The 19,873-nt window shown below is 70.4% G+C and carries 23 protein-coding genes; 6 read left to right on the top strand and 17 right to left on the bottom strand.

Features of this window, described 5'->3' with window-relative positions; translation table 11 throughout:
* Positions 1-47: 47 nt before the first annotated feature.
* The 4 genes from AB0B45_RS45400 to AB0B45_RS45415 all read right to left on the bottom strand — a co-directional run bounded on the left by AB0B45_RS45400 (position 48) and on the right by AB0B45_RS45415 (position 7,111).
* Positions 48-764 (bottom strand): glutamine amidotransferase, encoded by a 717-nt coding sequence (locus AB0B45_RS45400; protein WP_358144237.1) that lies wholly within the window; start codon positions 762-764, stop codon positions 48-50.
* Complete coding sequence (locus AB0B45_RS45405; RefSeq protein ID WP_358144239.1) at positions 754-1,983, bottom strand: MurT ligase domain-containing protein; 1,230 nt, start codon at positions 1,981-1,983, stop codon at positions 754-756. The genes AB0B45_RS45400 and AB0B45_RS45405 overlap by 11 nt, the downstream gene beginning before the upstream one ends.
* Before the next feature lie 188 nt (positions 1,984-2,171).
* Positions 2,172-5,033 carry an ATP-binding protein gene (locus tag AB0B45_RS45410; protein ID WP_358144242.1) on the bottom strand — a complete coding sequence of 954 codons (2,862 nt, stop codon included), beginning with the start codon at positions 5,031-5,033 and terminating at the stop codon, positions 2,172-2,174.
* 146 nt (positions 5,034-5,179) lie between these two features.
* Positions 5,180-7,111: a hypothetical protein gene (locus AB0B45_RS45415; RefSeq protein WP_358144244.1), complete on the bottom strand. Its 1,932-nt coding sequence runs from the start codon at positions 7,109-7,111 to the stop codon at positions 5,180-5,182.
* A 145-nt stretch (positions 7,112-7,256) separates the two neighbouring features.
* Here AB0B45_RS45415 and AB0B45_RS45420 point away from each other — a divergent pair, with 145 nt between their 5' ends.
* The 3 genes from AB0B45_RS45420 (at position 7,257) to AB0B45_RS45430 (ending at position 9,378) form a co-directional block, all read left to right on the top strand.
* A complete protein-coding gene (locus tag AB0B45_RS45420) occupies positions 7,257-7,883 on the top strand; it encodes a hypothetical protein (protein ID WP_358144247.1) in 627 nt (208 codons plus the stop codon).
* Positions 7,880-8,530, top strand: coding sequence for a hypothetical protein (locus AB0B45_RS45425; protein WP_358144249.1), 651 nt, complete (start codon positions 7,880-7,882; stop codon positions 8,528-8,530). The genes AB0B45_RS45420 and AB0B45_RS45425 overlap by 4 nt, the downstream gene beginning before the upstream one ends.
* A gap of 92 nt (positions 8,531-8,622) precedes the next feature.
* Complete coding sequence (locus tag AB0B45_RS45430) at positions 8,623-9,378, top strand: hypothetical protein (RefSeq protein ID WP_358144252.1); 756 nt, start codon at positions 8,623-8,625, stop codon at positions 9,376-9,378.
* Here the strand turns inward: AB0B45_RS45430 and AB0B45_RS45435 are convergent.
* On the bottom strand, positions 9,368-10,678 hold the full coding sequence (locus tag AB0B45_RS45435) for a hypothetical protein (RefSeq protein ID WP_358144254.1): 1,311 nt from the start codon (positions 10,676-10,678) through the stop codon (positions 9,368-9,370). The genes AB0B45_RS45430 and AB0B45_RS45435 overlap by 11 nt on opposite strands.
* Before the next feature lie 69 nt (positions 10,679-10,747).
* On the opposite strand from AB0B45_RS45435, the gene AB0B45_RS45440 reads away from it, so the two are divergent.
* Positions 10,748-11,107 carry a tetratricopeptide repeat protein gene (locus tag AB0B45_RS45440; RefSeq protein WP_358144257.1) on the top strand — a complete coding sequence of 120 codons (360 nt, stop codon included), beginning with the start codon at positions 10,748-10,750 and terminating at the stop codon, positions 11,105-11,107.
* Here the strand turns inward: AB0B45_RS45440 and AB0B45_RS45445 are convergent.
* Complete coding sequence (locus AB0B45_RS45445) at positions 11,062-12,234, bottom strand: benzoate/H(+) symporter BenE family transporter (RefSeq protein ID WP_358144259.1); 1,173 nt, start codon at positions 12,232-12,234, stop codon at positions 11,062-11,064. The genes AB0B45_RS45440 and AB0B45_RS45445 overlap by 46 nt on opposite strands.
* A 36-nt stretch (positions 12,235-12,270) precedes the next feature.
* Between AB0B45_RS45445 and AB0B45_RS45450 the strand changes: the two genes are divergently transcribed.
* On the top strand, positions 12,271-12,810 hold the full coding sequence (locus AB0B45_RS45450; RefSeq protein WP_358144263.1) for a helix-turn-helix domain-containing protein: 540 nt from the start codon (positions 12,271-12,273) through the stop codon (positions 12,808-12,810).
* Here the strand turns inward: AB0B45_RS45450 and AB0B45_RS45455 are convergent.
* The 11 genes from AB0B45_RS45455 to AB0B45_RS45505 form a co-directional block, all read right to left on the bottom strand.
* A complete protein-coding gene (locus tag AB0B45_RS45455) occupies positions 12,792-12,992 on the bottom strand; it encodes a hypothetical protein (protein WP_358144265.1) in 201 nt (66 codons plus the stop codon). The genes AB0B45_RS45450 and AB0B45_RS45455 overlap by 19 nt on opposite strands.
* A gap of 42 nt (positions 12,993-13,034) precedes the next feature.
* Positions 13,035-13,796, bottom strand: a complete 762-nt coding sequence (locus AB0B45_RS45460) for a methylated-DNA--[protein]-cysteine S-methyltransferase (protein ID WP_358144268.1) — start codon at positions 13,794-13,796, stop codon at positions 13,035-13,037.
* Positions 13,793-14,347 carry a sigma-70 family RNA polymerase sigma factor gene (locus tag AB0B45_RS45465; RefSeq protein WP_358144270.1) on the bottom strand — a complete coding sequence of 185 codons (555 nt, stop codon included), beginning with the start codon at positions 14,345-14,347 and terminating at the stop codon, positions 13,793-13,795. The genes AB0B45_RS45460 and AB0B45_RS45465 overlap by 4 nt, the downstream gene beginning before the upstream one ends.
* Before the next feature lie 96 nt (positions 14,348-14,443).
* Positions 14,444-14,749: a DUF1416 domain-containing protein gene (locus AB0B45_RS45470; RefSeq protein WP_358144273.1), complete on the bottom strand. Its 306-nt coding sequence runs from the start codon at positions 14,747-14,749 to the stop codon at positions 14,444-14,446.
* The gene (locus AB0B45_RS45475) at positions 14,749-15,588 is read right to left on the bottom strand and encodes a sulfurtransferase (protein WP_358144276.1); all 840 of its coding nucleotides are present in this window, start codon (positions 15,586-15,588) and stop codon (positions 14,749-14,751) included. Before AB0B45_RS45475 ends, AB0B45_RS45470 begins: the two co-directional genes overlap by 1 nt.
* Complete coding sequence (locus tag AB0B45_RS45480) at positions 15,585-15,986, bottom strand: DUF4395 domain-containing protein (protein ID WP_358144277.1); 402 nt, start codon at positions 15,984-15,986, stop codon at positions 15,585-15,587. Before AB0B45_RS45480 ends, AB0B45_RS45475 begins: the two co-directional genes overlap by 4 nt.
* A gap of 176 nt (positions 15,987-16,162) precedes the next feature.
* Complete coding sequence (locus AB0B45_RS45485) at positions 16,163-16,585, bottom strand: thioredoxin family protein (protein ID WP_358144280.1); 423 nt, start codon at positions 16,583-16,585, stop codon at positions 16,163-16,165.
* A 36-nt stretch (positions 16,586-16,621) separates the two neighbouring features.
* Complete coding sequence (locus AB0B45_RS45490) at positions 16,622-17,443, bottom strand: zf-HC2 domain-containing protein (RefSeq protein WP_358144315.1); 822 nt, start codon at positions 17,441-17,443, stop codon at positions 16,622-16,624.
* Positions 17,443-17,955 (bottom strand): sigma-70 family RNA polymerase sigma factor, encoded by a 513-nt coding sequence (locus AB0B45_RS45495; RefSeq protein ID WP_358144318.1) that lies wholly within the window; start codon positions 17,953-17,955, stop codon positions 17,443-17,445. The genes AB0B45_RS45490 and AB0B45_RS45495 overlap by 1 nt, the downstream gene beginning before the upstream one ends.
* A 37-nt stretch (positions 17,956-17,992) precedes the next feature.
* Positions 17,993-18,658, bottom strand: coding sequence for a DUF2993 domain-containing protein (locus AB0B45_RS45500; RefSeq protein ID WP_358144282.1), 666 nt, complete (start codon positions 18,656-18,658; stop codon positions 17,993-17,995).
* A gap of 33 nt (positions 18,659-18,691) precedes the next feature.
* On the bottom strand, positions 18,692-18,943 hold the full coding sequence (locus AB0B45_RS45505) for a MoaD/ThiS family protein (protein WP_358144284.1): 252 nt from the start codon (positions 18,941-18,943) through the stop codon (positions 18,692-18,694).
* A 219-nt stretch (positions 18,944-19,162) separates the two neighbouring features.
* Between AB0B45_RS45505 and AB0B45_RS45510 the strand changes: the two genes are divergently transcribed.
* Positions 19,163-19,870: a response regulator transcription factor gene (locus tag AB0B45_RS45510; protein WP_358144287.1), complete on the top strand. Its 708-nt coding sequence runs from the start codon at positions 19,163-19,165 to the stop codon at positions 19,868-19,870.
* Positions 19,871-19,873: the final 3 nt, after the last annotated feature.

Here is a 19,873-nt window from a genome sequence, read left to right on the forward strand (position 1 = left end):
CTGCGGAACCACGGCACCCGTCAGGCTCCGGGAAGGTGTCGCTGCCGTCAGCGGGACATGACCGCGTCGAGGCGCTCCTTGCGCAGCCGGTCGTACCAGGCGTCGTCGATGGGCGGAAGCGTGCTGCCCGTCGCCCAGCCGAGCAGCAGGTCGGCCAGCGCGGGGTTGCGGGCGAGCGCGGGCCCGTGCAGGTAGGTGCCGACGACGTGCCCGGCGAAGCAGCCCTCGAACCCGTCGCCGTTGCCGATCCCGGCCAGCGTCCGCGACAGCGGCTTGACGCCCGGACCCAGGTGGGTGACGCCCATGTGGTTCTCGAACCCGGTCAAGGTCGGCAGGTTGAGCGACGCGTCGACCTCGGCCACCAGCTCGCCCACCGCACGCGCGGGGCCACGTGAGCTGGCGATGTCGAGCAGGCCGATGCCGTCGACGGGCTGCCCCTCCTCGCCGCCGAACGTGCTGCCCATGATCTGGTAGCCCGCGCAGACCGCCAGCATGGCCGCGCCGCGGGCGATCGCCCGGTGGAGGCCGCCGTCCTTGCGCAGCCGCTGGGCCGCGAGGATCTGCGGTCTGTCCTCGCCGCCGCCGATGAGGTAGATGTCGCCGCTGTCGGGGACGGGGTCGGAGGAGCGGACGTGGATCGTCTCGACCTCGATGCCCCTCTTGCGGGCCCGCTGCTCGAGGACGAGCACGTTGCCCTGGTCACCGTACGTGCTGAGCAGGTCGGGGTAGATCCAGACCAGGCGCAGGGCGCTGTCAGACGGCACGGCCGAACTCCGATCGGATCTGCTGGAAGGCGGTGTAGTTGGCGATCACGTCGAGCCGCCCTGGCGGGATCGCGTTGAACGCCTCGGTGAAGCTCTCGCACAGCTGGAAGGGCACGTCGGCGACGTCGAGCCGGAGCGCCAGGTCGAGGCGGCGCTCGCCGGTGATGTAGACGGGACGGCCGCGCAGGATGCGGTAGTCGACGTCCCACAGCCACGAGGTGTCGCGCCCGTCCGGGCCCTGCGCGTTGACCGACAGGATGATCGGCAGCGAGGGGTCGGAGACGTCGAACGCCTCCAGCCAGCCCGCGGGGTTCTTCGACAGCAGCAGCCGCGCGGCCCTGCCGTCACGCTGGACGGTGGTGTAGCGGCCCGCGACCGAGGTGACCTCGCGCAGCCTGGGCAGCGCCGACTGCACGTGCAGCCCGAACGCCTCGGCCACCGCCAGCGCCATCGCGCCGTTGGACCGGTTGGCGAGGCCGGGCAGCTGCAGGTCGAGCACCCAGCGGTGGCCGCGCGGGTCGATCACCGCGTCGTCGTCGAGCACCCAGTGGGGCTCGGGCCTATGGAAGGTGCACTCGCGGCACGCCCAGTCGGCGCCCTTCCTGTCGAGCGGGCCCCCGCACTCGGGGCAGCTCCAGGAGTCTTCCTTCCAGCGCTGGCCGCCCGCGACCCAGGTGACCTTGGCGGCGGTGGAGGCACCCCAGGTGACCAGCGGGTCGTCGCAGTTGGCGATCACGTGGGTGGGCTTGCCCGACAGCGCCCTGCGCCACTTCTGTGCCAGCAGCCAGATCTCGGCCGCCCTGTCCATCTGGTCGCGGCTGAGGTTCATCAGGCAGACGACGCTCGCGCCTGTGGTCTCCAGCACCTCGGGGAGGTACTTCTCGTCCACTTCGAGCACGCCGTACGGCGCGGTCTTGTGGGCCGAGAGCGCGGACACGTGACCGGCCGGCATGTTGGCGCCGAACGCGTTGGTGGCCACCTCGCCCAGCTCGGTCAGCGCCGCGGTGATGAGGCGGGTAGTGGTCGTCTTGCCGTTGGTCGCACTGACGAGCGCGAGCTTGCGGTCCCTGGCCAGCTGCTTGAGCAGATCAGGCTCTAGCACCAAGCCGACGCGCCCGCCGATCACGGACCCGTCACCACGCCCGGTGACCCTCGACAAGGTGGCGGCGGTGCGCCCCAGGGCACTCGCGAGCTGGGCCCGCAGCGGAAGCTGGGTCATGCTGACCGATCCTAGTCGAACCACGTCGGCCGTCACCCTCTCGATCGCAACGCCACCACCCTCCCGCTCACCGGGATCGTCTTCCAGCCACCCGGACGGCGGGCGTGGGTTCTGCAGAAGGAGACGGACGGTGGGCGGGAGGGTGGTGCCCGGGGGGGTGGGCACCCTTCGGATGGGCGGGGAGGCGTCTAGGCGAGGTCGGGGAAGGTGATCTCGGCCGGGCCGTTGCCGTCGAAGGGGAGGACGAAGCGGCGCGGCCACGACAGCACGCCCTCCAGCCACCCCGCCCCCATCGTCTGCCCCACGTGCCGGATCCTCGCCGAAGGCTCCACTCCGACCGCGACCGTCCCGATGTCCCGCTGCACGCCCGCGTTCTCGTCGTCGCCGAGGATGACCCGCCAGGCCAGCGTCCTGTTGTGGTCCATCTCCATCGACAGCGGGTGGTGCCGCAGCGCCTTGGCCCGGTGCCCGAGCAGTTCGCCGGCCGAAGCCCCGCTGAACAGCGTGTACTCCATGGGCGGCGCGGGGCTGCGCAGGTCGGGCGCGGGCCTGCCGTACGGGAAGAGCCGCTCGACCTCGTGCAGCCACCGCACCTGAGGGATGACCCACGAGGGTCCGGGCCGCTCTCCTCCCGACTCGACCGCGCCGAGCAGCCGCCCCGCGCTCTCCGCCGCCTTCTCCGTCAGCAGCGCGGGGTCGAACCAGCTGCGCAGCGACCACGCCCGCCGGTTGACGGCCCGCTCGATCAGCGTCGCCAGCAAGCACTCCCTGCGGCGCTCCGGCAGCTCGTTCCACGTCCCTGCCAGGTGGCGCGGCACTCCGGGCAGCGGCCGGTTGCTGACGTAGGCGAGGACGACCGTGTCGCTCCAGATCCGCAGCCACGCCCATTCGGGCGCGTCGGCGAGCAGGTCGGCCTCCCGCAGCTCGACCAGCGTGCACGCCTGCCCGGTACGGCACTGCGCCCCGCACGCCGCCGACCTGCGCCCCCTGATCGGCGGCGGCGGCCCCGCGACGGCGTGTTCCCTGTCCTCGCCCAGCGGCACCTGGATGCGCAGCGGCCTGTCCATCCCGTCGGCGAAGACGGCGGCGACGCCGGGCCGCAGGGAGACGACCTGGCGCGACTGCTCGTCGTTGAGGTTCATGGCCGCGCCGACCAGGGCCCTGTCGTCGGCGGCGGGCAGCCGGTGGACGACCTTCAGCGCGGTGTTCTTCACCACGTCAGGGATGAGCTTGGTGGGGATCTGCTCGGCCACGACGAGGCCGGAGCCGTAGGCCCTGATCTCGGCGAGCATGCCCGCCAGCAGTTCGACCGCGTGGGTGGACGCCCTTCCCGCTCCCCTGTCGCGCAGCAGCCGGTGTGCCTCCTCGATCACGATCACATGCCGGAGATCTCCGGTCTTCTCGTGGCGGGCCCGCATCCGGAGGTGTTCGACGATCCTGATGATCAGCGTCCCCATGAGGAACGCCTTGTCCTCGTCGTTGGCCACGTCCTCGATGGCGAGCACGACGTTGCGCTGGAGGAGCCCGCCGATGTCGGCGGGGTGCCCGCCCTCGAAGAACCGCCCTGCCGAGCCCACCCGCAGCGACCGCAGCCGCAGCGAGATGAACCCCTCGACGTCGGCCTGGACCTCCCGCCCGTAGCCGATCTCCTGGATGACGTGCATGGCGTGCTGCTGGAGCTGCTCCAACGTGGGCACCGACGGCTGTACCTTGGACCCCGGTACGGCTCCGCCGGTGACGACGTCCCAGCCGTTGGCCTCGTAGACGCGCTGCAGGGCCATGGACATGATCTGCGGGAACGGCTCCTCGGCGTCGAAGGCGGCCATGAACAGCGCCCGCACCATGTCGATGTGCGCCTGCACGGGGTAGCCGGGCTCGGGCTCGAGCGGGTTCACGCTGAACGGCACCGCGTCGGGGGCCGACGGGTTGATCACCGTCACCGGCTCGGCGACGCGCCCCGCCATGGCGGCGTACTCCGATTTGGCCGGCTCGATGGCCAGCCATGGGATCTTGACCGCGCTGAGCCGTTCGAGCAGATGCCGCACGGTCTGCGACTTGCCCGAGCCCGTCGCGCCCGTGACGAAGGCGTGCCTGTTGAGCGTCGCGAGCGGCACCTCGAACGAGCCCACCGCTCTGTCCTGCCCGTCGAGGATCGCTCCGAGGTCGAGCTCGCCTGCGGCCTCTGAGGTCACGTCGAAGTACCCGGCCTCCAGCACGCGCACCCCCGGCACCTCACGCCTGGGCAGCCCGGCGAGCGCGGCCAGCGTCCCAGCGGTCGCCGCGAACGGCACGGCCGCGCCGTCACCGGCGTCCTGCATGCTCGCCCCGAGCGCCTCCTGCAGCGAGCAGGCGGCGGGCAGGGCGCTGCGCAGCCGGTAGGGATGGTGCCCCAGCTCCACCGAGCCGACCAGCACGGGCGCGATCTGCCGCAGTTCCTCGGAGGTCGCCGCGCCCGCCATCACCCTGACGTTCCACAGCCCCGCCTCGCGGAAGGCGTCGAGCTCCTGCATGCGGCGTTCGGCGCGCTCGACGTCGAACCTGGAGCGTTCGGAGGCCTCGCCGTACTGCCTGAGCACGTTGAGTTGCGTGCGCAGGTGCGCGACCTCGGTGTCGAGCAGGCCGGTCGGCTCGGCGACCACGAGCCAGGCGAACGGCCGCGCCATCAGCGTGACCAGCGTCGACTCGAACAGCGTGGGCTCGGAGGGGTCGCTCTCCCGCCTGCGGCTCAGCGGCGGGGCCTGCCGTCCTGGGCACGGCACCCACACCAGGTCGCCGAGGTCGGCCAGGTAGTCCTCCCCCAGCCGCTCGCCGCGCGCCCCTCCGGGGAACAGCAGCGGCTCGACGGGGTTGCGCGCCGACAGCGGGCCCGCGTTGGTGATCAGTTCGAGCGGAGCCCCACCCCCGCGCGACACCCAGCCGATCACGAAGGAGCTGTCACGCTGCGCGGCGGACAGGACGGCGGGCAGCACGGCGACGAAGTCGGACTCCGCCGACGAACAGCGCGCGGGCGCGGCGATGGACTGGATCCGATACCACGGACCACTCAGCACGTCGTTACCTCCAGGGATGGGAAACGTGTGCGTGGAACCGCCGAAGGGTTCCTTGGACAACAGAGGCGGAGGAGGGTCTACAGCACACGTTCCTCATAGGAAAGTCCGCCGATGATCAAGAAGTCACCCCTGAATTGACCATGCCATTACCCCTTCTTCCGCCAGTCGAGGCGTGGCGGGGGCGGGCCGAGGTTCGGCGGCGGCTCGTCGGACTCGGCCGCCTGGTCCATGCCGAGCACCGCTTCGCGTACCTCTTCGAGCTCGCCGAGCGTCGTCTTGGGGAAGGTGAGGATCGCCGGGTTCGCGTCGGCCAGCCGTACGCGGCGGCCGTCGGCGGTGGCGTCGGTGACGATCACGGACGTGGTCGGCAGCTGCTGCAACTGGTGCGGCTCGACGAGGAACTCGCGCGAGCGCTGCAGGACGCGCTCCTTCTCGCCGATCTTGTCGGCGGTCCTGCCCCACTCGGTGGACTCGGTGATGTCCTCCTTCAGGTCCGTACGGCTCTCGCCCCGCTCCTCCGCCCCCTCCTCCACCTGGTCGATCGTGGAGGTGTAGGGGGTGCCGTTGAGCCCGGCCACGGAGGCGCTGATCGTCTCGGTGAGCTGGGCCAGCTCGAGGCGGTGCTCGGTGCCGACGTGCTCGCTGGCCACGCGGGCGTCCTCGGCGTTGCCCAGCCGCATGAAGGCCACGGCGGCGTGCCCTCGCCCCAGCCGCTCGCGCACGGTCGGCGTCAGCGACCTGTAGGTCAGCACCAGCCCCGTCCTCGACGTCTCGCACGCGTCCATGAGCCGGTCGAGCACGTCGCCGCGGAGCTTGTCGGCGCCCGCGACGATGATCGTGTGGTACCAGGGCCGGTCGGAGGCGGGCGACTGGCGCAGGATGTGGGTGAGCGCGGTGGCCACGTACGTGCCGAGCACGCGGTTGCCGAACACGCCCGCCTGCCGGTCCATGCTCACCACCCGCAGGCGCGCGGGCGGCAGCCGTACGGCCTCGGTGCCGAGGGTCTCGAGCTTGCGCAGCTGTGACTCCAGCGCCCACGCCCGCTCGATGACCACCCGGTCGCTGACCCCTCGGCCGAACATCGTGCCGATGCGCTCCAGCTGCTCGGCGGTGATGAGCCCGTACTCGAGGTCGTCGCGCGGGTCGCCCACCTGGGCCAGCGCCCGCAGCGCGGCCGTCACCTGGGCGATCGTGGCGTTCTCGCCGAGCACCTCGAGCACCCGCTCGAGGATCGCGTTGTCGAAGCTCAGATCGCGCGTCGTGCGGTGCTCCTCGCTCACGCTCACCACGTGCGCCAGCACGTCGGCGAACGCCTCGGGCTTGAGCGTCGCCCCCAGGTCGAGTTTGGGCAGGTCGACGGGCAGCACCCACACCAGCGGGTCGTCGCCGCCCCTGCGGGCCAGCTCGATCAGGTCCTTGGCGATCGCACCCTCCGACAGGTCGAGCACGGTCAGGTGCCCGCCGCTGTAGAGGCGCGTCGCGCCCAGCAGCGTCACCAGCGCCGACCAGCCTGGCAGTGTGCCTCCCGCCACGTCGACGCGGTCGATCTCGTCGGGTACGGCGACCGCGTACCAGGTCAGCTGCCGGTCGTAGCGGTCCTTCAGCTCCTGCCAGCCGCGGTACCGCTCGGCGTGCTCCTCCTGTGCCCTGAACAGCTCCTTGTCACGTTCCTGCCGAAGCCGGTCGTCCCTGGCCTGCTGCTCCTGCACTCGGTAGCGGACCGCCCTGTCGCCCTGGAGGACGGCGTAGCTGCAGATGCCCGCGACGCCTCCGGCCGCCGCCAGCCCGATGATCGCGAACGACCAGTTGAGCGCCCCGGCGATCGCGGCGCCCAGGATGACGACGGCTAACACCGCCATGAACGTTCGAAAGATCTTCACGGGGCGGTTGAGCAGGTCCTCCTGCATCCGCTCCCTGCGCACCAGCTCGGGATCAGGCTGGGAGTCCCGTTGCGGCTCCACGACCGGCGAGGGGCGTTTGGGCGGCGATCCCGGATCTGGGTGCAGCAGGACGTACTGCCAGCCCAGGTAGATGCGATCCGCCTGCAGCTGTGCCTGCTCGGGATGCACGTCCGCCACGTGACCCTCCGGCCGCCCTATCTCGTTAGTAGTGCCCCAGCCTACGAGTTTGACAGGCGGTTCCGGCAGGGTTCACGGCAATTCGACCAGCCGATGGGAGGATTGCGGCGGATGGTACAGACGTGACCTATTACCATCGTTGCCCATGACGGAACCCTCCTCCGAGGACAACAAGGCGCAACGCCCGATCCTGGTGCCCGCGGTGGGTTTGGTCCTGGCCACCGGACTGGGCATCACCGCCCTGCTCGGCGGCCTGAACGAGGCTCCCGACCCGAACCCGCCCGCACTCAAGGTCGCCACCGAGATCGACCAGGGCCAGTTCAAGACCCAGTTCGTCGAGAGCAGGGTGACCACCGTGCAGCCCGACACGTCCTTCGGCGACCCCAAGCGCTTCCTCGAGGTGGAGGCGAAGGTGACCAACGAGGGCGAGGAGACCGCCTCCGCCGGCTCGGCGTTCCAGTCCACGCTGCTGAAGATCACTCCGGAGATCAAGCCGAAGTACGGCGTGATCACGATCGTGCCCACCCAGAGCGGCCCGAGCGGGCAGCTCCAGCCCGGCGTCCAGACCAAGGTTTTGGTCCGCTACGAGCTGGAGCCCGGCGTCAAGCCACCGGACAAGGTCACGCTCGACGTCGGGACGCGTGAGTACCTGAAGGGCGACTTCACTCCCGCCCGAGGCTGGGTGACCTCCAGCGAGGAGAAGGACGACAAGCAGGTCCCCGTCGTCCTGGGCCAGATCACGCTCCCCGTGAAGCCGGAGGCACGTTCGTGACCGCCACCGACCAGCGCAGGTCCGCACCGCCGCGCCAGTCGCGGCGATCCTCCCGCAAGGGCGGCGGGTCCAAGGTGCTCAACGCCGTCGTGGGCCTGGCCCTGGCGGGCGGCGCCATCGGCCTGCAGACGCTCATGCTCACCTCCGAGCAGCTCGGCGCCCCGCTGACCTACACGGGCGCCGTCAAGGACGAGGTCGACACCGGCAGGTTCTCCGCGAGGGTCGACTCGATCTCCTCCGCGCGTGCGATCGACGTCGGGGACAAGACGATCGAGGCGGCCAAGGACCAGGTCTTCCTCGTGGTGCAGGCGGCGGCCACCGTGCCGAAGGAGCCGTTGCACCTGCAGCCCGCCGAGCTGCTCACGGACGACGGCAAACGCTTCGCCGCCACGGACCGGATCGAGAAGGCGAAGACGCTGTCCAATCCGTGGATACAGCCGGGCTGGTGGTCGTCGGGCCTGTTCGTGTTCGAGGTGCCCGCCTCCACCCTTCCCGGCGCCAGGGCGGTGTTCTCCATTCCCACGAGCATCTTCTACGGCGAGCCCTACATGCCGGAGGTCGAGGTGGATCTCGGGCTGGACGACGCGGCGGCCCAGCGGCTGTTCACCGCTCCCAAGGACGTCTACCAACTGGGGGACAAGCGATGAGCGACTGGTTCTCCCCCTCGGGGCAGCAGCGACCCCAACGGCCACAGCGCCCGCAGCCTCAGCAACCCCCCCACCATCCGCAGCACCGACCCGTGCACCCCGACCACCAGGTGTGGCCTCCGGTGCCGCCGACCCGCGAGCCCGCGGGGAGCTCGACGCAGCCGCTGCCCGCCGTGCCGAGCGCGGGCCCGCTGCCGTCCCGGCCGCCCCAGCAGCCACCCGCGCAGCCGCCCACACAGCCTTCCGGGCCGTGGTCAGGGCCTCCCGCGGAGCCTTCCGCCGACGCGGCGGGCGCACAGCCGCCCAAACGTCCCCGCCTGCTGCTGCAGGGCGTGGGCGCGATCGTGGCGCTCGCCGTGGCCGTCGGCGTGCCCACCTACGACCGCTTCCTTCTGTTCGAGGGCGGCCAGCCCGACGACAGGATCCACGCGGTCGCGGCGGGTCAGGACATCACGTTCGAGCACGTCACATGGAAGGTGTCCTACGGGACCATGCAGGCGCCCGCGGGCACCAAGCACAACACGCCCGACAAGCAGTGGCTCAAGATCGACATCACCAGGAAGGCCGTCGACAAGGACGGCGCGCAGCTGACCGGCCAGCCGGACGTGCTGCTCAAGGACCGCGCAGGCCGCGCGTGGCAGTTGGAGACGCTGGAGGACAAGGCGCCGGTCGATCACGTCGTGGGTGAGAGCTACGTGACGACGAAGGTCGCCGTCGTCCCCTCCGTCGTGGCCAAGGAGGTGGAGCTGGAGCTGCGCCCCAGCTCCTACCGCTCGGACACGCCGACCAAGGACCTCATGAAGCCCATGGGCGACGACAACCTGGACATCCTGCGGTTCAGTCGCTGATGGCCTGACCGCTGAGCCTGGCCCTGGTGGCCGCGATGTCGAACGTCGCGGCCAGCAGGCACATCGTCAGCGTCGTCACCAGCAGGTTCTTGACGAAGGCGACCGGCTCGCCGATGACCAGCCACCAGTAGGGCGTCTCCGAGCCGATCAGCGTGTGGACGCCCCTGTCGGCGAAGTCGGCTCCCAGGCGCAGGGCCACGTACAGCAGGCACATGAGGCCGAAGAGCGGGGCGCCGCCCTTGATGGTCAGCCTGAAGGTGTTGACCAGCGGCACCCAGCGCTCCATGAAGCTGCCCGTCACACGGTTGAACGAGCGCTGGGTGACATCGTGCGACTGCTCCAGCCTGTCGACGCCCTCTTCCAGGCGTCGCACGCCGCGCACCGCCGTACGGGTGTCCTCGCTGAAGGCGCCGAAGACCAGGATGGCGATGGTGAGCCAGGTGAGCGGCACGAACAGGGCGTCCACGAAGAAGGGCCAGATCTCGCCGACGGCCCGCCAGAAGGCTTCCCAGCCCGGCACGTTGTCCTTGGCCTGCTTCCACAACTCACCCGAGCCGGCGACGACCCGCCGGTGCCCCACCCAGTCGGCCCGCAACGAGGCGAGGGTCAGCGTGGCGTTCAGGCCGAAGAAGAACAGCGCGAACTCCGACAGCGCCGACGCCACGCCCGCGACCTTGCCCTCGCCGCGCTCGACCATGCGGTTGAAGAACCACTTGAGGCCCAGCGCCACGACCATCGAGGCCAGCGACACGCGCCAGTCGAGGTCGGCGAGCCCCATGCCCGCCGTGGTCTCGGCCTTCTTGCCTTCCGCCACCGCGGACAAGATCGGGCTGTAGAAGTTCTCGTCCAGGTTGTGCAGCCAGTCGAGATCGGAGAAGGCAAGGGCGTCGCGAAGAACGAAGTTCCACGTCAGATAGATGGCCGCGAAGGCGGGGGCGATCCGGTCGAGGGCGGCGAAGAACCGCTCGCCCTCCCCGCGGGCCGCGGTCTCCCACAGCGCGGCGCGCAGGCTGTACAGCATGCCCACGGTCGTCACCATGGCGAGCATGACGACGAGCGTCATCACCGCGACGGTCGCGACCAGGCGGGCCTGGTGGAAGTCGCCATGGGAGATCTCGGTGCCCAGGTAGAGCAGGCCGAATCTGGCGGCCTCCCCCACGGAGAACCACATGATCAAGGGCAGCGCGCACTTGCCCGCGAGGCGCAGCGCGTGCAGGGGCAACGAGAACGGCGACGGCATCCGCTGGGCCGGCGTGGGCGCAGGTCGGGGTGGTGCCGCCACACCTGGCGATCCTGACATCTGGTGAATCGTAGCGTCACAGGGTTAACACCGGGAATGCGACGCGTGTAGTTGAGTGTTCAACCACCCATGAACGAGATCGAGCGCTACCGCTTCGCCGAGCGTCTCCTCGGGATGCGAGACCCCCTCGGCGCCCTCATGATGCTGGAGCCGCTGCTCGACGAGCACGGCGACGACCACGGCGTGCAGCTGCTCGCCGCGCGCTCCTACTATCACTCCGCCCAGCTGGGCAGGGCGAAGGAGGCCCTCGACGGGCTGCTGGAGCGCGACCCGAGCGACCACTACGCCCGCTTCCTGCTGGGCAGGACGCTGGAGCGGGCGAGCAGGCTGGACGAGGCGCTTCCGCACCTGCGCATGGCCGCGGCCATGCACGCCGACCCCGACTACCTGGACTCGGTCGGCAGGGTGGAGCGCAAGCTGGCCGCCTGAGCGCGCCGTACCAGCAGGTGCATGAGGCCGCCCGCGACCAGGCCCCAGAAGGCGGAGCCGACACCGAGCCAGCTCACCCCCGAGGCGGTGACCGCGAAGGTGACGACCGCGCCCTCTCTGCCGTGGGGCTCGAGGAAGGCCGAGGAGAGCGATGAGCCGAGCGCGCCGAACAGGGCGAGCCCGGCCACCGCTTCCACCAGGACCGGCGGTGACAGCAGGACGAAGGCGGCGGCCACACTGGACAGCAGGCCGAGGCCGATCATCGAGACACCCGCGGTGACCGAGGCGATCCAGCGGCGGGACGGGTCGGGTGAAGCCTCGGGCGAGGCGGCCAGCGCGGCGGTGATGGCGGCCAGGTTGACGGCGTGCCCGCCGAAGGGCGCGCCGAGCGCCGACGCCGCCCCCGTCGCCAGCAGGACGCCGCGCAGCGGCGGGCGGTAGCCGTACCCGGAAAGAACCGCCATTCCCGGCACGTTCTGGGCGGCCATCGTGACCAGGAACAGCGGCACGGCGATGCCGGCCACGGCGGACACGGTGAAGACGGGGGTGGTCAGCTCGACCACCGGCATCAGGCTGAGGTTCGGGGGAGGGGCGGTCAGCGCGATGGCCGCCACCGCGGTGGCGAGCGCCCCCGGCACCGCCCAGGTGCGGGCGAAGCGGTAGAGGAGCGCCCAGACGGCGATCACAGGCCCGGCGAGGTACGGCACGGCGACCATGGCCTGCACCGGCGCGAGGCAGAGCTTGAGCAGCACCCCTGCGAGCATGGCGGCGGCGATCGGGCCGGGGATCGCGGCGATGGCGCGGCCGAGCCACGGCACCAGCCCCGCCGCCATGATGAGCAGCCCGCACACCACGAACGCGCCCACCGCCTCGGCGAACCTGCCACCAGCGGTCAGCAGGAGCGCGGCGCCTGGAGTGGACCACGCGATGGCGATGGGCATCCGGTGCCGCAGTCCCAGCACGATGGAGACGGTGCCGACAGCGACGCAGAGCGCCATGAGGCCGGAGGCGGCCTGGCGTTCGTCGGCGCCGACCGCGCGCAGCCCCGCCAGGACGACGGTGAACGAGCTGGCGAACCCCACTAAGGCGGTTACCACTCCTGCGACGATCGGTTGCGTTCGTTCCATATACGGAACGCTAGCAGATCGGGCAGGATGACTCTCATGACAGTCGTGGACGGCGACCCGCACGAGGTCGGCAGGAGGGTGCGCCGCCTGCGCCAGGAGCGCGGGATCTCGCTGTCCGAGCTCGCCAGGCGGGCGGGCGTGGGCAAGGCGACGCTGTCCGGTCTGGAGACGGGCACCCGCAACCCCACCCTCGACACCCTCTGGGCCGTCACCGCGCAGCTCGGAGTGCCCATCGCGGCCGTCCTCGGCCCTCCAGAGGACTACGTGACGGTGCGCGGTGAGGCGGTCGAGGCCACGCTGCTGGAGCTGTTCGAGGACGCGGGCGTCACCTACGAGCTCTACCGGATGCGGGTGCCGTCAGGCGCCACGCAGACCTCGCCCGCCCACTACGAGGGCGTGACCGAGCACATCACGGTCTTCACGGGCACGCTCAGCGCGGGCCCCCTCGACGCGCCTCTCCTGGCGGGGCCAGGCGGCTACCTCACCTGGCGCTCCGACGTGCCGCACGGCTACGCGGCCGTGGGCGAGCAGGAGGTCCTCGCCTCGCTGCTCATCCGCTACCCGGCCATCAGCTGACCGTCGTGGACCAGCCACAGCCCACCGTCGGCGCGTGCACCACGCAGGCCCTCCGTGGCCTCCTCCCCCGCGAGGGCGGGCAGATCGGGTACGGCAAGCCCCGCGAACGCGACCGTCCTGCCAGGCCGCCACACGCCCGTCGCCACCAGCCGCCGCCCCATGCCCTGCCAGCCCTCCGGCATGCTGCTGGCTCACCAGCCGCAGCACCCCGCCCAGCTCCGCGTTCACGCCGCCACCTCCCCCGGCCTGCACGTACGGCACGCCCGATACCCCTCCGACTCCGCCTGCGCGACGCTGCGGAAGCCGTGCCTGTGCCGAGGCGTGATGCGCCTGGCGTTGTGGCAGGTCGGGAAGCACACGATGCCGGTGGTGTCGCTGGCCAGGTAGAAGACGTTCTCCCCTGCCATCCGGCGCAACCCGTCGAGGTCCACGCCCTCCTCCCGCAGCAGCCGTTCCTTGGCCTCGCCGCCGAACACGTAGTCGCCGACCACGCCGTCCGACCTGATCACCCTGTGGCAGGGGACGAGCAACGGGACCGGGTTGCGCGCCAGCGCGGTGCCGACCGCGCGCACCGCGCCCGGCCTGCCGATCTGGCGGGCGATCCACCCGTAGGGCCGCACCTCGCCGCGCGGGATGCGCTGCGCCGTCGTCAGCACCTCGCGCTGGAAGTCGCTCAGCTCCCGCAGGTCGAGCCTGAGCCCCGAGACCTTCCCCGCGCGAAGCGCGGGCAGCAGGCCGGCGGGCGGGCGATCGCCCGGCAGCAACGGCCTGCCGAAGCGGGCCCTGAACTCCGCGGCGAAGCCGTCCCCCGCGCCGGGATCCTCGTTCCAGCGCAGGAAGGCGATGCCTTGGTCGGTGCTGGCGACGGACACCTCGCCGAGCGGGCTCGGCACGCGCACCCAGCGGGCGGCGATCCTGTCGAGCAGGCCCGAGGGCGCGTCGGCGGACAGTGCGGCGAGCCCTGCGAGCAACGGATCCTGGTTCATCTGGCCATCTCCCTCAGACGCTTGAGCCCCCGCGACACGTGCGACTTGACGGTGCCCTGCGGGAGGCCGAGCACCGTGGCCACCTCGCTGACCGGCAGGTCCACGACATGCCTGAGCACGACCGCGGCCCGCTGGTCCTCCGGCAGGAGGCGCAGCAGGTCGGCCAGCTCACCACCGGTCTCGCGACGCTCGGCCGCCGCCTCCACGCCCTCACCGGTGTCCACCGCGTCCACCGGCTCCTCCAACAGGTCGGGCGGCGGATGGCGGACCCTGGAGCGGACGCAGTTGCGCCACACGTTCATGAGGATCGTCATCAGCCACGGACGCGGCTGCAACGCGGCGATGCGCGCGCGATCATAACCCGCCACCGCCCGGTAGGCGCGGAGGAACGCCTCCGCGGTCAGATCCTCGGCATCGGCCCACCGCCCGCTCAGCCGCAGGGCGGTGGAGAACACCAGGCCGCGATAGGTCCCGTACAGCTCGGCGAAGCCGCCGTCGACGTCGTCGAGCAGCGCCTTCCGTACCGGGTCCAGGCAGTCGAGTCGGTTCACGTCTGTATAACACCGCGAGGCCCGGGATCGTTGCGGAAAGACGGGAAGGGGGTCACGTCCCGCAGGACGTGACCCCCTTCTCGGGTGTCTGCGCGGTCAGACCGCGACGGCGAGCTGGGCGACCTCACCCAGCTTGGCCTGGACGGCGACGTCCCTGGTGACGCCGCCACCCGCGATGATGCGGACGGTCCAGTCACCGGGGGCGGCGAAGAAGCGGAAGATGCCCTCGTCGGACACCACGACCTCGCCGGTGAACTCGCCGGAGTGGTCGAGCAGGCGCGCGTAGGCGGTGCCCGCGCCGGTCACCACGCCCTGGATCACGGCCTGGGTCGACAGGTCGATCCCCGCGGGCAGCGCGACGGTCTGCTCCGGAGCGGCGCATCCCTGAGTCGAAACAGTCATTAGCGGGCCTCTCCCAGCTCGATCGGCACGCCCACGAGCGAGCCGTACTCGGTCCACGAACCGTCGTAGTTCTTCACGTTGGCCTGGTCGAGGATCTCGTGCAGCACGAACCACGTGTGCGCCGAACGCTCCCCGATCCTGCAGTAGGCGATCGTGTCCTTGCCGAAGTCGACACCCGCACCCGAGTACAGGTCCTTCAACTCCTCGTCGGACTTGAACGTGCCGTCGTCGTTGGCCGCCTTCGACCACGGGATGTTACGAGCCGTCGGCACGTGACCCGCGCGCTGCGCCTGCTCCTGCGGAAGATGCGCCGGAGCCAGCAGCTTGCCGGTGAACTCGTCGGGCGAGCGCACGTCCACCAGGTTGAGCTTGCCGATCGCCGCCACCACGTCATCGCGGAAGGCGCGGATCGCCGAGTCCTGCTCCTGCGCCACGTAGGTGGTCGCCGGGCGGGCGGGAACGTCGGTCACCAGCTCACGCGAGTCCAGCTCCCACTTCTTGCGACCGCCGTCCAGCAGCTTGACGTTGGAGTGACCGTAGAGCTTGAAGTACCAGTACGCGTAAGAGGCGAACCAGTTGTTGTTGCCCCCGTAGAGCACCACGAGGTCGTCGTTGGCGATCCCGCGCTCCGACAACAGCGCCTCGAAACCCGCCTTGTCGACGAAGTCACGACGAACGGGGTCCTGCAGATCGGCCTGCCAGTCGATCCTGACAGCGTTACGAATGTGGCCCTTGGCGTAGGCGCTGGTGTCCTCGTCGACCTCGACGAGCACGACACCGGGAGAGTCGAGATTGGCCTCGACCCAGTCGGCATCCACCAGGGCGGCGGAACGGCTCATGGGTGAACCTCCATTGTGGCAGCGGGTAGTAGACGGCGAATCATCAAGTACATCTCGCAGCCGAGGCAGAGACCGAAGGCTGCATTGAGGAACGCGGCGAGGAGGGCCGCCGCCGTCGCCCCGAGGGCGAGCGGCGTGATCCCGGTGAAGAATCCGATCAGCCCCGCGACCGCGAAGACCAGGCCGACCGCCTGCGCGAACCGCGGCGGGCGGGCGTCCTCCGTCTTCTTCGGCGGACTCTTGAAGAGCATCCTGTACGGCGAGCGGCCGGCCACGCCGAGTGCGAACACCACGGCCTGGACGGCGAGCAGCCAGACGCTACCCGTCACCAGGACGAGAGCGAGGACGATTGTGGTGACAGCCGCGCCGAGGCGCAGCACTCTAGGGTCGGCACGCATCGTGGGATGCTCCTGAAGGGTCGGATGGGGGCGGACCTGAATGTCCGCGCGAGACCGTCCTCAGGCAGCGCGACAGAGCGCGGTGGTCACGCGGCAGAAATCAACCGCGCGCCGCTTCGTCAGCAGCTCTGTCGTGGGGTACATGGCGACGACATTACCTGTCGTCTCGCCGTCTGTCACATCTCGTCCGGGTCGTGAGACACGATCGGACCGAGCGCCGCGATCACGTCGGCCTTCCTGGGCTGCCCCGACGCCTTCTTCACGACGTTCCCTGCCCTGTCGAGGACGAGGACGGTCGGCGTCCGCATGATGTCGAGCTCGCGCACCAGGTCGAGCCGCGACTCCGCGTCGATCTCCACGTGCCTGACCCCGGGAACGAGGCCGCTGACATCCTCGAGGACCCGGCGTGTCGCCCTGCACGGCTGGCAGAACGCCGTCGAGAACTGCACGAGGGTGGCGCGCTCGCCCAGCTCCTCGCCGAGCGTGTCGGCCGTGAGCGTCTGCCCTGCTTCGCGCATGCGTCCGTCGCGGCGCAGCTTCACCACCCCGATCACCGTGCCGAGCGCCAGCGTCGCCAGCACCACCCACCAGCCTGTCATCCCCTCGTGCAACCGCGGCGGCGCGGGGATTCTTCCCTACGTGGCTTTGACGCTGACCAGGACCTTGCCGTCGGTGTCCCTGATCTCGAAGGCGCTGATGGACGCCTGGGGCGTGTGACTCTCCACGGCCAAGACGGCCACGCCCTCGTCGTAGTGGTTCTCGGTGACCGTCCACGGCTTGGTCCTCTCGCGCCCGCCGCCCTTCGTCACCACGTACAGCGTGCACTCGGTGCCCGCGGGGACACCGCTGATCTGCACCTGGAGCGGCATGCCCGGCGTCACCGTGACCGTGGCCTCGACCCCGTTCGAGCGGCCGTTGAACGCCCTGCCCTCGGCCTTGAGCGCCATCGGGCCTGTCTCGGAAGGCGTGGGCGCGGCGCTGGCCGACGGAACGTCGGCGGCGACACTGCGGTCCTCCTCCGCGTTCTTGGGCGCCTGCGTGGGCTTGGGCGCCTTCGAGTCCTCGGGCGCCGCGCCCTGGCCCCTCTCCTGGGAGGAGATGACCGCGGCAGGGGCCGCCGACGTCCCCTCCTGCCGGTGAGCGGAGGTCCAGACCGTGCCGCCCACCGCCAGCACCGCGACCGAGGCCGCGACCGCCAGCAGGATCCGCCCGCGCCTGTGGCGCTTCACCCGGTCGTTCAGCAGCCGGTCGAGCACCTCACGAGGAGGGCGTGCGACCAGCTCCACGTCCTTCTCCGACACCTTCGCCAGGAACGAGGACACCCCTTCGAGCTCCATCAGCTCGTCGGTGCACTCCTCGCACGAGGCCAGGTGAACCTCGATCTCGAGCGCCTCCTCGGGGTCGAGCGCCCCGAGCGTGTAGGCGCCGAGCGACAGCCGTACCTCCTCGCACGTCATCACGGCGCCAGCCCCCGCTCTTCCAGGGCGAGCTTCAGCGCCCGCAGCGCGTAGTAGGTCCGTGACTTGACGGTTCCGGCGGGAATGCCGAGCGTCTCCGACGCCTCCTTCACCGATCGCCCCCGATAGTAGACCTCCAGCAGCACCTCGCGATGCTCAGGACGCAGCGCGGCCAGCGCCTCAGCCACCGCCCACGACTCGACCGCCTTCTCGAGCTCGTCGTCGGCGGGGATGACGGCGAGCGCCTCGTCCCCTGTCTCCTGGGGCCTGGCCTTTCTCGCGCGGTGCTGGTCGACGACGAGGTTGCGAGCCACTGTGAACAGCCACGCCCTGATCGGGCGCCCGGAGATCGCCTCGGGATGCCGCCAAGCCCGCAGCAGCGTCTCCTGCACGACATCCTCCGCTCGGCCAGGGTCCCCGGTCAGTCGCAGTACGTAACCGTAGAGCGGCCCCGCGTGCTCATCGAAGAGGGTTCTGACGAGTTCCTCGTCGGCTGTGCCTGCTGGGCTCACCCCCTCATCACGCACGGCACGCCGTACCGGTTCAAAGTCAGCCACGGAGAGGTACGTCACTTGCCTCGGCGGTGATCTCCAGCCCGGCGGGGACGGCCTTCACGGCCGTCACCTTCACGTCGAACGGGAGCTTGCCCTTGAACGGGATCGTGTAGCCGAGCAGGCCCGCGGCCTTGGCCGGGATGCCGTTGACCTTCTCCGGCGTCACCTTGATGCCGCCGTCGACGACCTCGACCCGCATCTCGGCGTCGAACTTCACCTTGGTCAGTCCGAGGTTGACCTCGCCCGAGGCGGTCAGCCTGTCGCCCGTCCCGCCGATCTTCACCCCGCGCGGCGCGAACCTGTCCACGGTGGACCTGGACAGCGTGCCCTGCACGTGCACCCGGCCCGCGACGATCTGCGCCCTGTTCTGGATGACGTCGGCGAGCGGTGCCGTCACGTCGTAGGCGGCTCCCCGCAGGTTCTCCACCTTGACAGTGTTGTAGGTCAGCGTGCCCAGGTCGAAGCGAACCTCCGGATAGCGGCCCGCGATCGCCTGCGTGAGGAACGGAATGCCCTCGATCGTGACGGTCGGCGTGCCCGACAGGTCGGAGGCGGCGGCGATCCTGGTGGCGATGTCGCGCTGGACTCCTGACACCGCCACCCTGTCCACAGCTACGAGAAGGACGATCAGCACGATCAGGAAGACGATCAGCTTGCGCATCGGGCTCCTTCGGGGGCGGTGCCTGGCGCTACCTTATCCTCCGGCAAAGGGGGGAAGGATCTCTACAACGGCCCCTTCGGGCAGGATCACCGAGGAATGCTCCCGTTTGCCGACGGGGTCGCCGTTCACCAGGAATGACGAGCGGCGCACGACTCTGGCGAGCTCCTCCCGATTCACTGTGATTTTCATCATGAGCCGTTCCAGCGTGTCGGCCTCGTAAACCTCCTCGGCCACACCGGCTGCTTCCTTCGCCGCGGCCCAATAGCGAACTTTTCCTGTGGCCATAGCTACCTCACAATCAATTCCGTTCCATTGTGCGGGGTCGTTAACGAAGATGTTTCATGTGCACGCCTGTTCACCAGGTGGACGCGACCTGGACGCTTCATTCACGTGGGTTATCCTCACGTACGACGGGATCCGGGCGACGTAGCCCCCGGATCCCACACGTGTTTGTACGGCACACCACGGTCGAACAGACGCGCGGGCCCTACCCGAGGAGTCGAAATGAGCAACCTGCTCCTGCTGACCAACGCCCTCGAACCGTCTGCCGAGGTGCTGCCTGCGCTGGGCCTTCTGCTGCACTCCGTCCGCGTCGCGCCGGCCGAGGCCGCCGCCCTCATCGACGCGCCACCTGCCGACGCCGTGCTCGTCGACGCCAGGCGCGAGCTCGTCCACGCCAAGAGCCTGTGCAGACTGATCCGCACCACGGGCATCGACTGCCCGCTCCTGGTGATCGTCACCGAGGGCGGCCTCGCGGGCATGACAGCCGAGTGGGGCGTCGACGACGTCGTGCTCGACAGCGCGGGGCCCGCCGAGGTGGAGGCCCGCCTGCGCATGGCCACGGGACGGTTGTCCATGGCCGGGGCCGAGGAGGTGCCCGACGAGATCCGCAGCGGCGACCTGGCAATCGACGAGGCCACCTACACCGCCAGGCTGCGGGGACGCGCCCTTGACCTGACGTTCAAGGAGTTCGAGCTGCTGAAGTACCTCGCGCAGCACCCCGGCAGGGTCTTCACCAGGGCCCAGCTGCTGCAGGAGGTGTGGGGCTACGACTACTTCGGCGGCACGCGGACCGTGGACGTGCACGTGCGGCGCCTGCGCGCGAAACTGGGGCCCGAGTACGAGTCGCTGATCGGGACCGTGCGCAACGTCGGCTACCGCTTCGTGCCCGACAGGGGCGTCGCCGACGCCGACAGCCCCGCCCACGTCTGACCC

The sequence above is a fragment of the Nonomuraea sp. NPDC049152 genome (assembly GCF_040648355.1).
In the GTDB taxonomy this organism is placed as follows: domain Bacteria; phylum Actinomycetota; class Actinomycetes; order Streptosporangiales; family Streptosporangiaceae; genus Nonomuraea.

Bases quoted from the DNA above. Each gene is read 5' to 3' on its own strand.
- AB0B45_RS45405 (WP_358144239.1), bottom strand. From the start codon at position 1,983: ATGACCCAGCTTCCGCTGCGGGCCCAGCTCGCGAGTGCCCTGGGGCGC.
- AB0B45_RS45420 (WP_358144247.1), top strand. From the start codon at position 7,257: ATGACGGAACCCTCCTCCGAGGACAACAAGGCGCAACGCCCGATCCTG.
- AB0B45_RS45435 (WP_358144254.1), bottom strand. From the start codon at position 10,678: ATGTCAGGATCGCCAGGTGTGGCGGCACCACCCCGACCTGCGCCCACG.
- AB0B45_RS45440 (WP_358144257.1), top strand. From the start codon at position 10,748: ATGAACGAGATCGAGCGCTACCGCTTCGCCGAGCGTCTCCTCGGGATG.
- AB0B45_RS45445 (WP_358144259.1), bottom strand. From the start codon at position 12,234: ATGGAACGAACGCAACCGATCGTCGCAGGAGTGGTAACCGCCTTAGTG.
- AB0B45_RS45450 (WP_358144263.1), top strand. From the start codon at position 12,271: ATGACAGTCGTGGACGGCGACCCGCACGAGGTCGGCAGGAGGGTGCGC.
- AB0B45_RS45455 (WP_358144265.1), bottom strand. From the start codon at position 12,992: ATGCCGGAGGGCTGGCAGGGCATGGGGCGGCGGCTGGTGGCGACGGGC.
- AB0B45_RS45460 (WP_358144268.1), bottom strand. From the start codon at position 13,796: ATGAACCAGGATCCGTTGCTCGCAGGGCTCGCCGCACTGTCCGCCGAC.
- AB0B45_RS45470 (WP_358144273.1), bottom strand. From the start codon at position 14,749: ATGACTGTTTCGACTCAGGGATGCGCCGCTCCGGAGCAGACCGTCGCG.
- AB0B45_RS45475 (WP_358144276.1), bottom strand. From the start codon at position 15,588: ATGAGCCGTTCCGCCGCCCTGGTGGATGCCGACTGGGTCGAGGCCAAT.
- AB0B45_RS45480 (WP_358144277.1), bottom strand. From the start codon at position 15,986: ATGCGTGCCGACCCTAGAGTGCTGCGCCTCGGCGCGGCTGTCACCACA.
- AB0B45_RS45485 (WP_358144280.1), bottom strand. From the start codon at position 16,585: ATGACAGGCTGGTGGGTGGTGCTGGCGACGCTGGCGCTCGGCACGGTG.
- AB0B45_RS45490 (WP_358144315.1), bottom strand. From the start codon at position 17,443: ATGACGTGCGAGGAGGTACGGCTGTCGCTCGGCGCCTACACGCTCGGG.
- AB0B45_RS45500 (WP_358144282.1), bottom strand. From the start codon at position 18,658: ATGCGCAAGCTGATCGTCTTCCTGATCGTGCTGATCGTCCTTCTCGTA.
- AB0B45_RS45505 (WP_358144284.1), bottom strand. From the start codon at position 18,943: ATGGCCACAGGAAAAGTTCGCTATTGGGCCGCGGCGAAGGAAGCAGCC.
- AB0B45_RS45510 (WP_358144287.1), top strand. From the start codon at position 19,163: ATGAGCAACCTGCTCCTGCTGACCAACGCCCTCGAACCGTCTGCCGAG.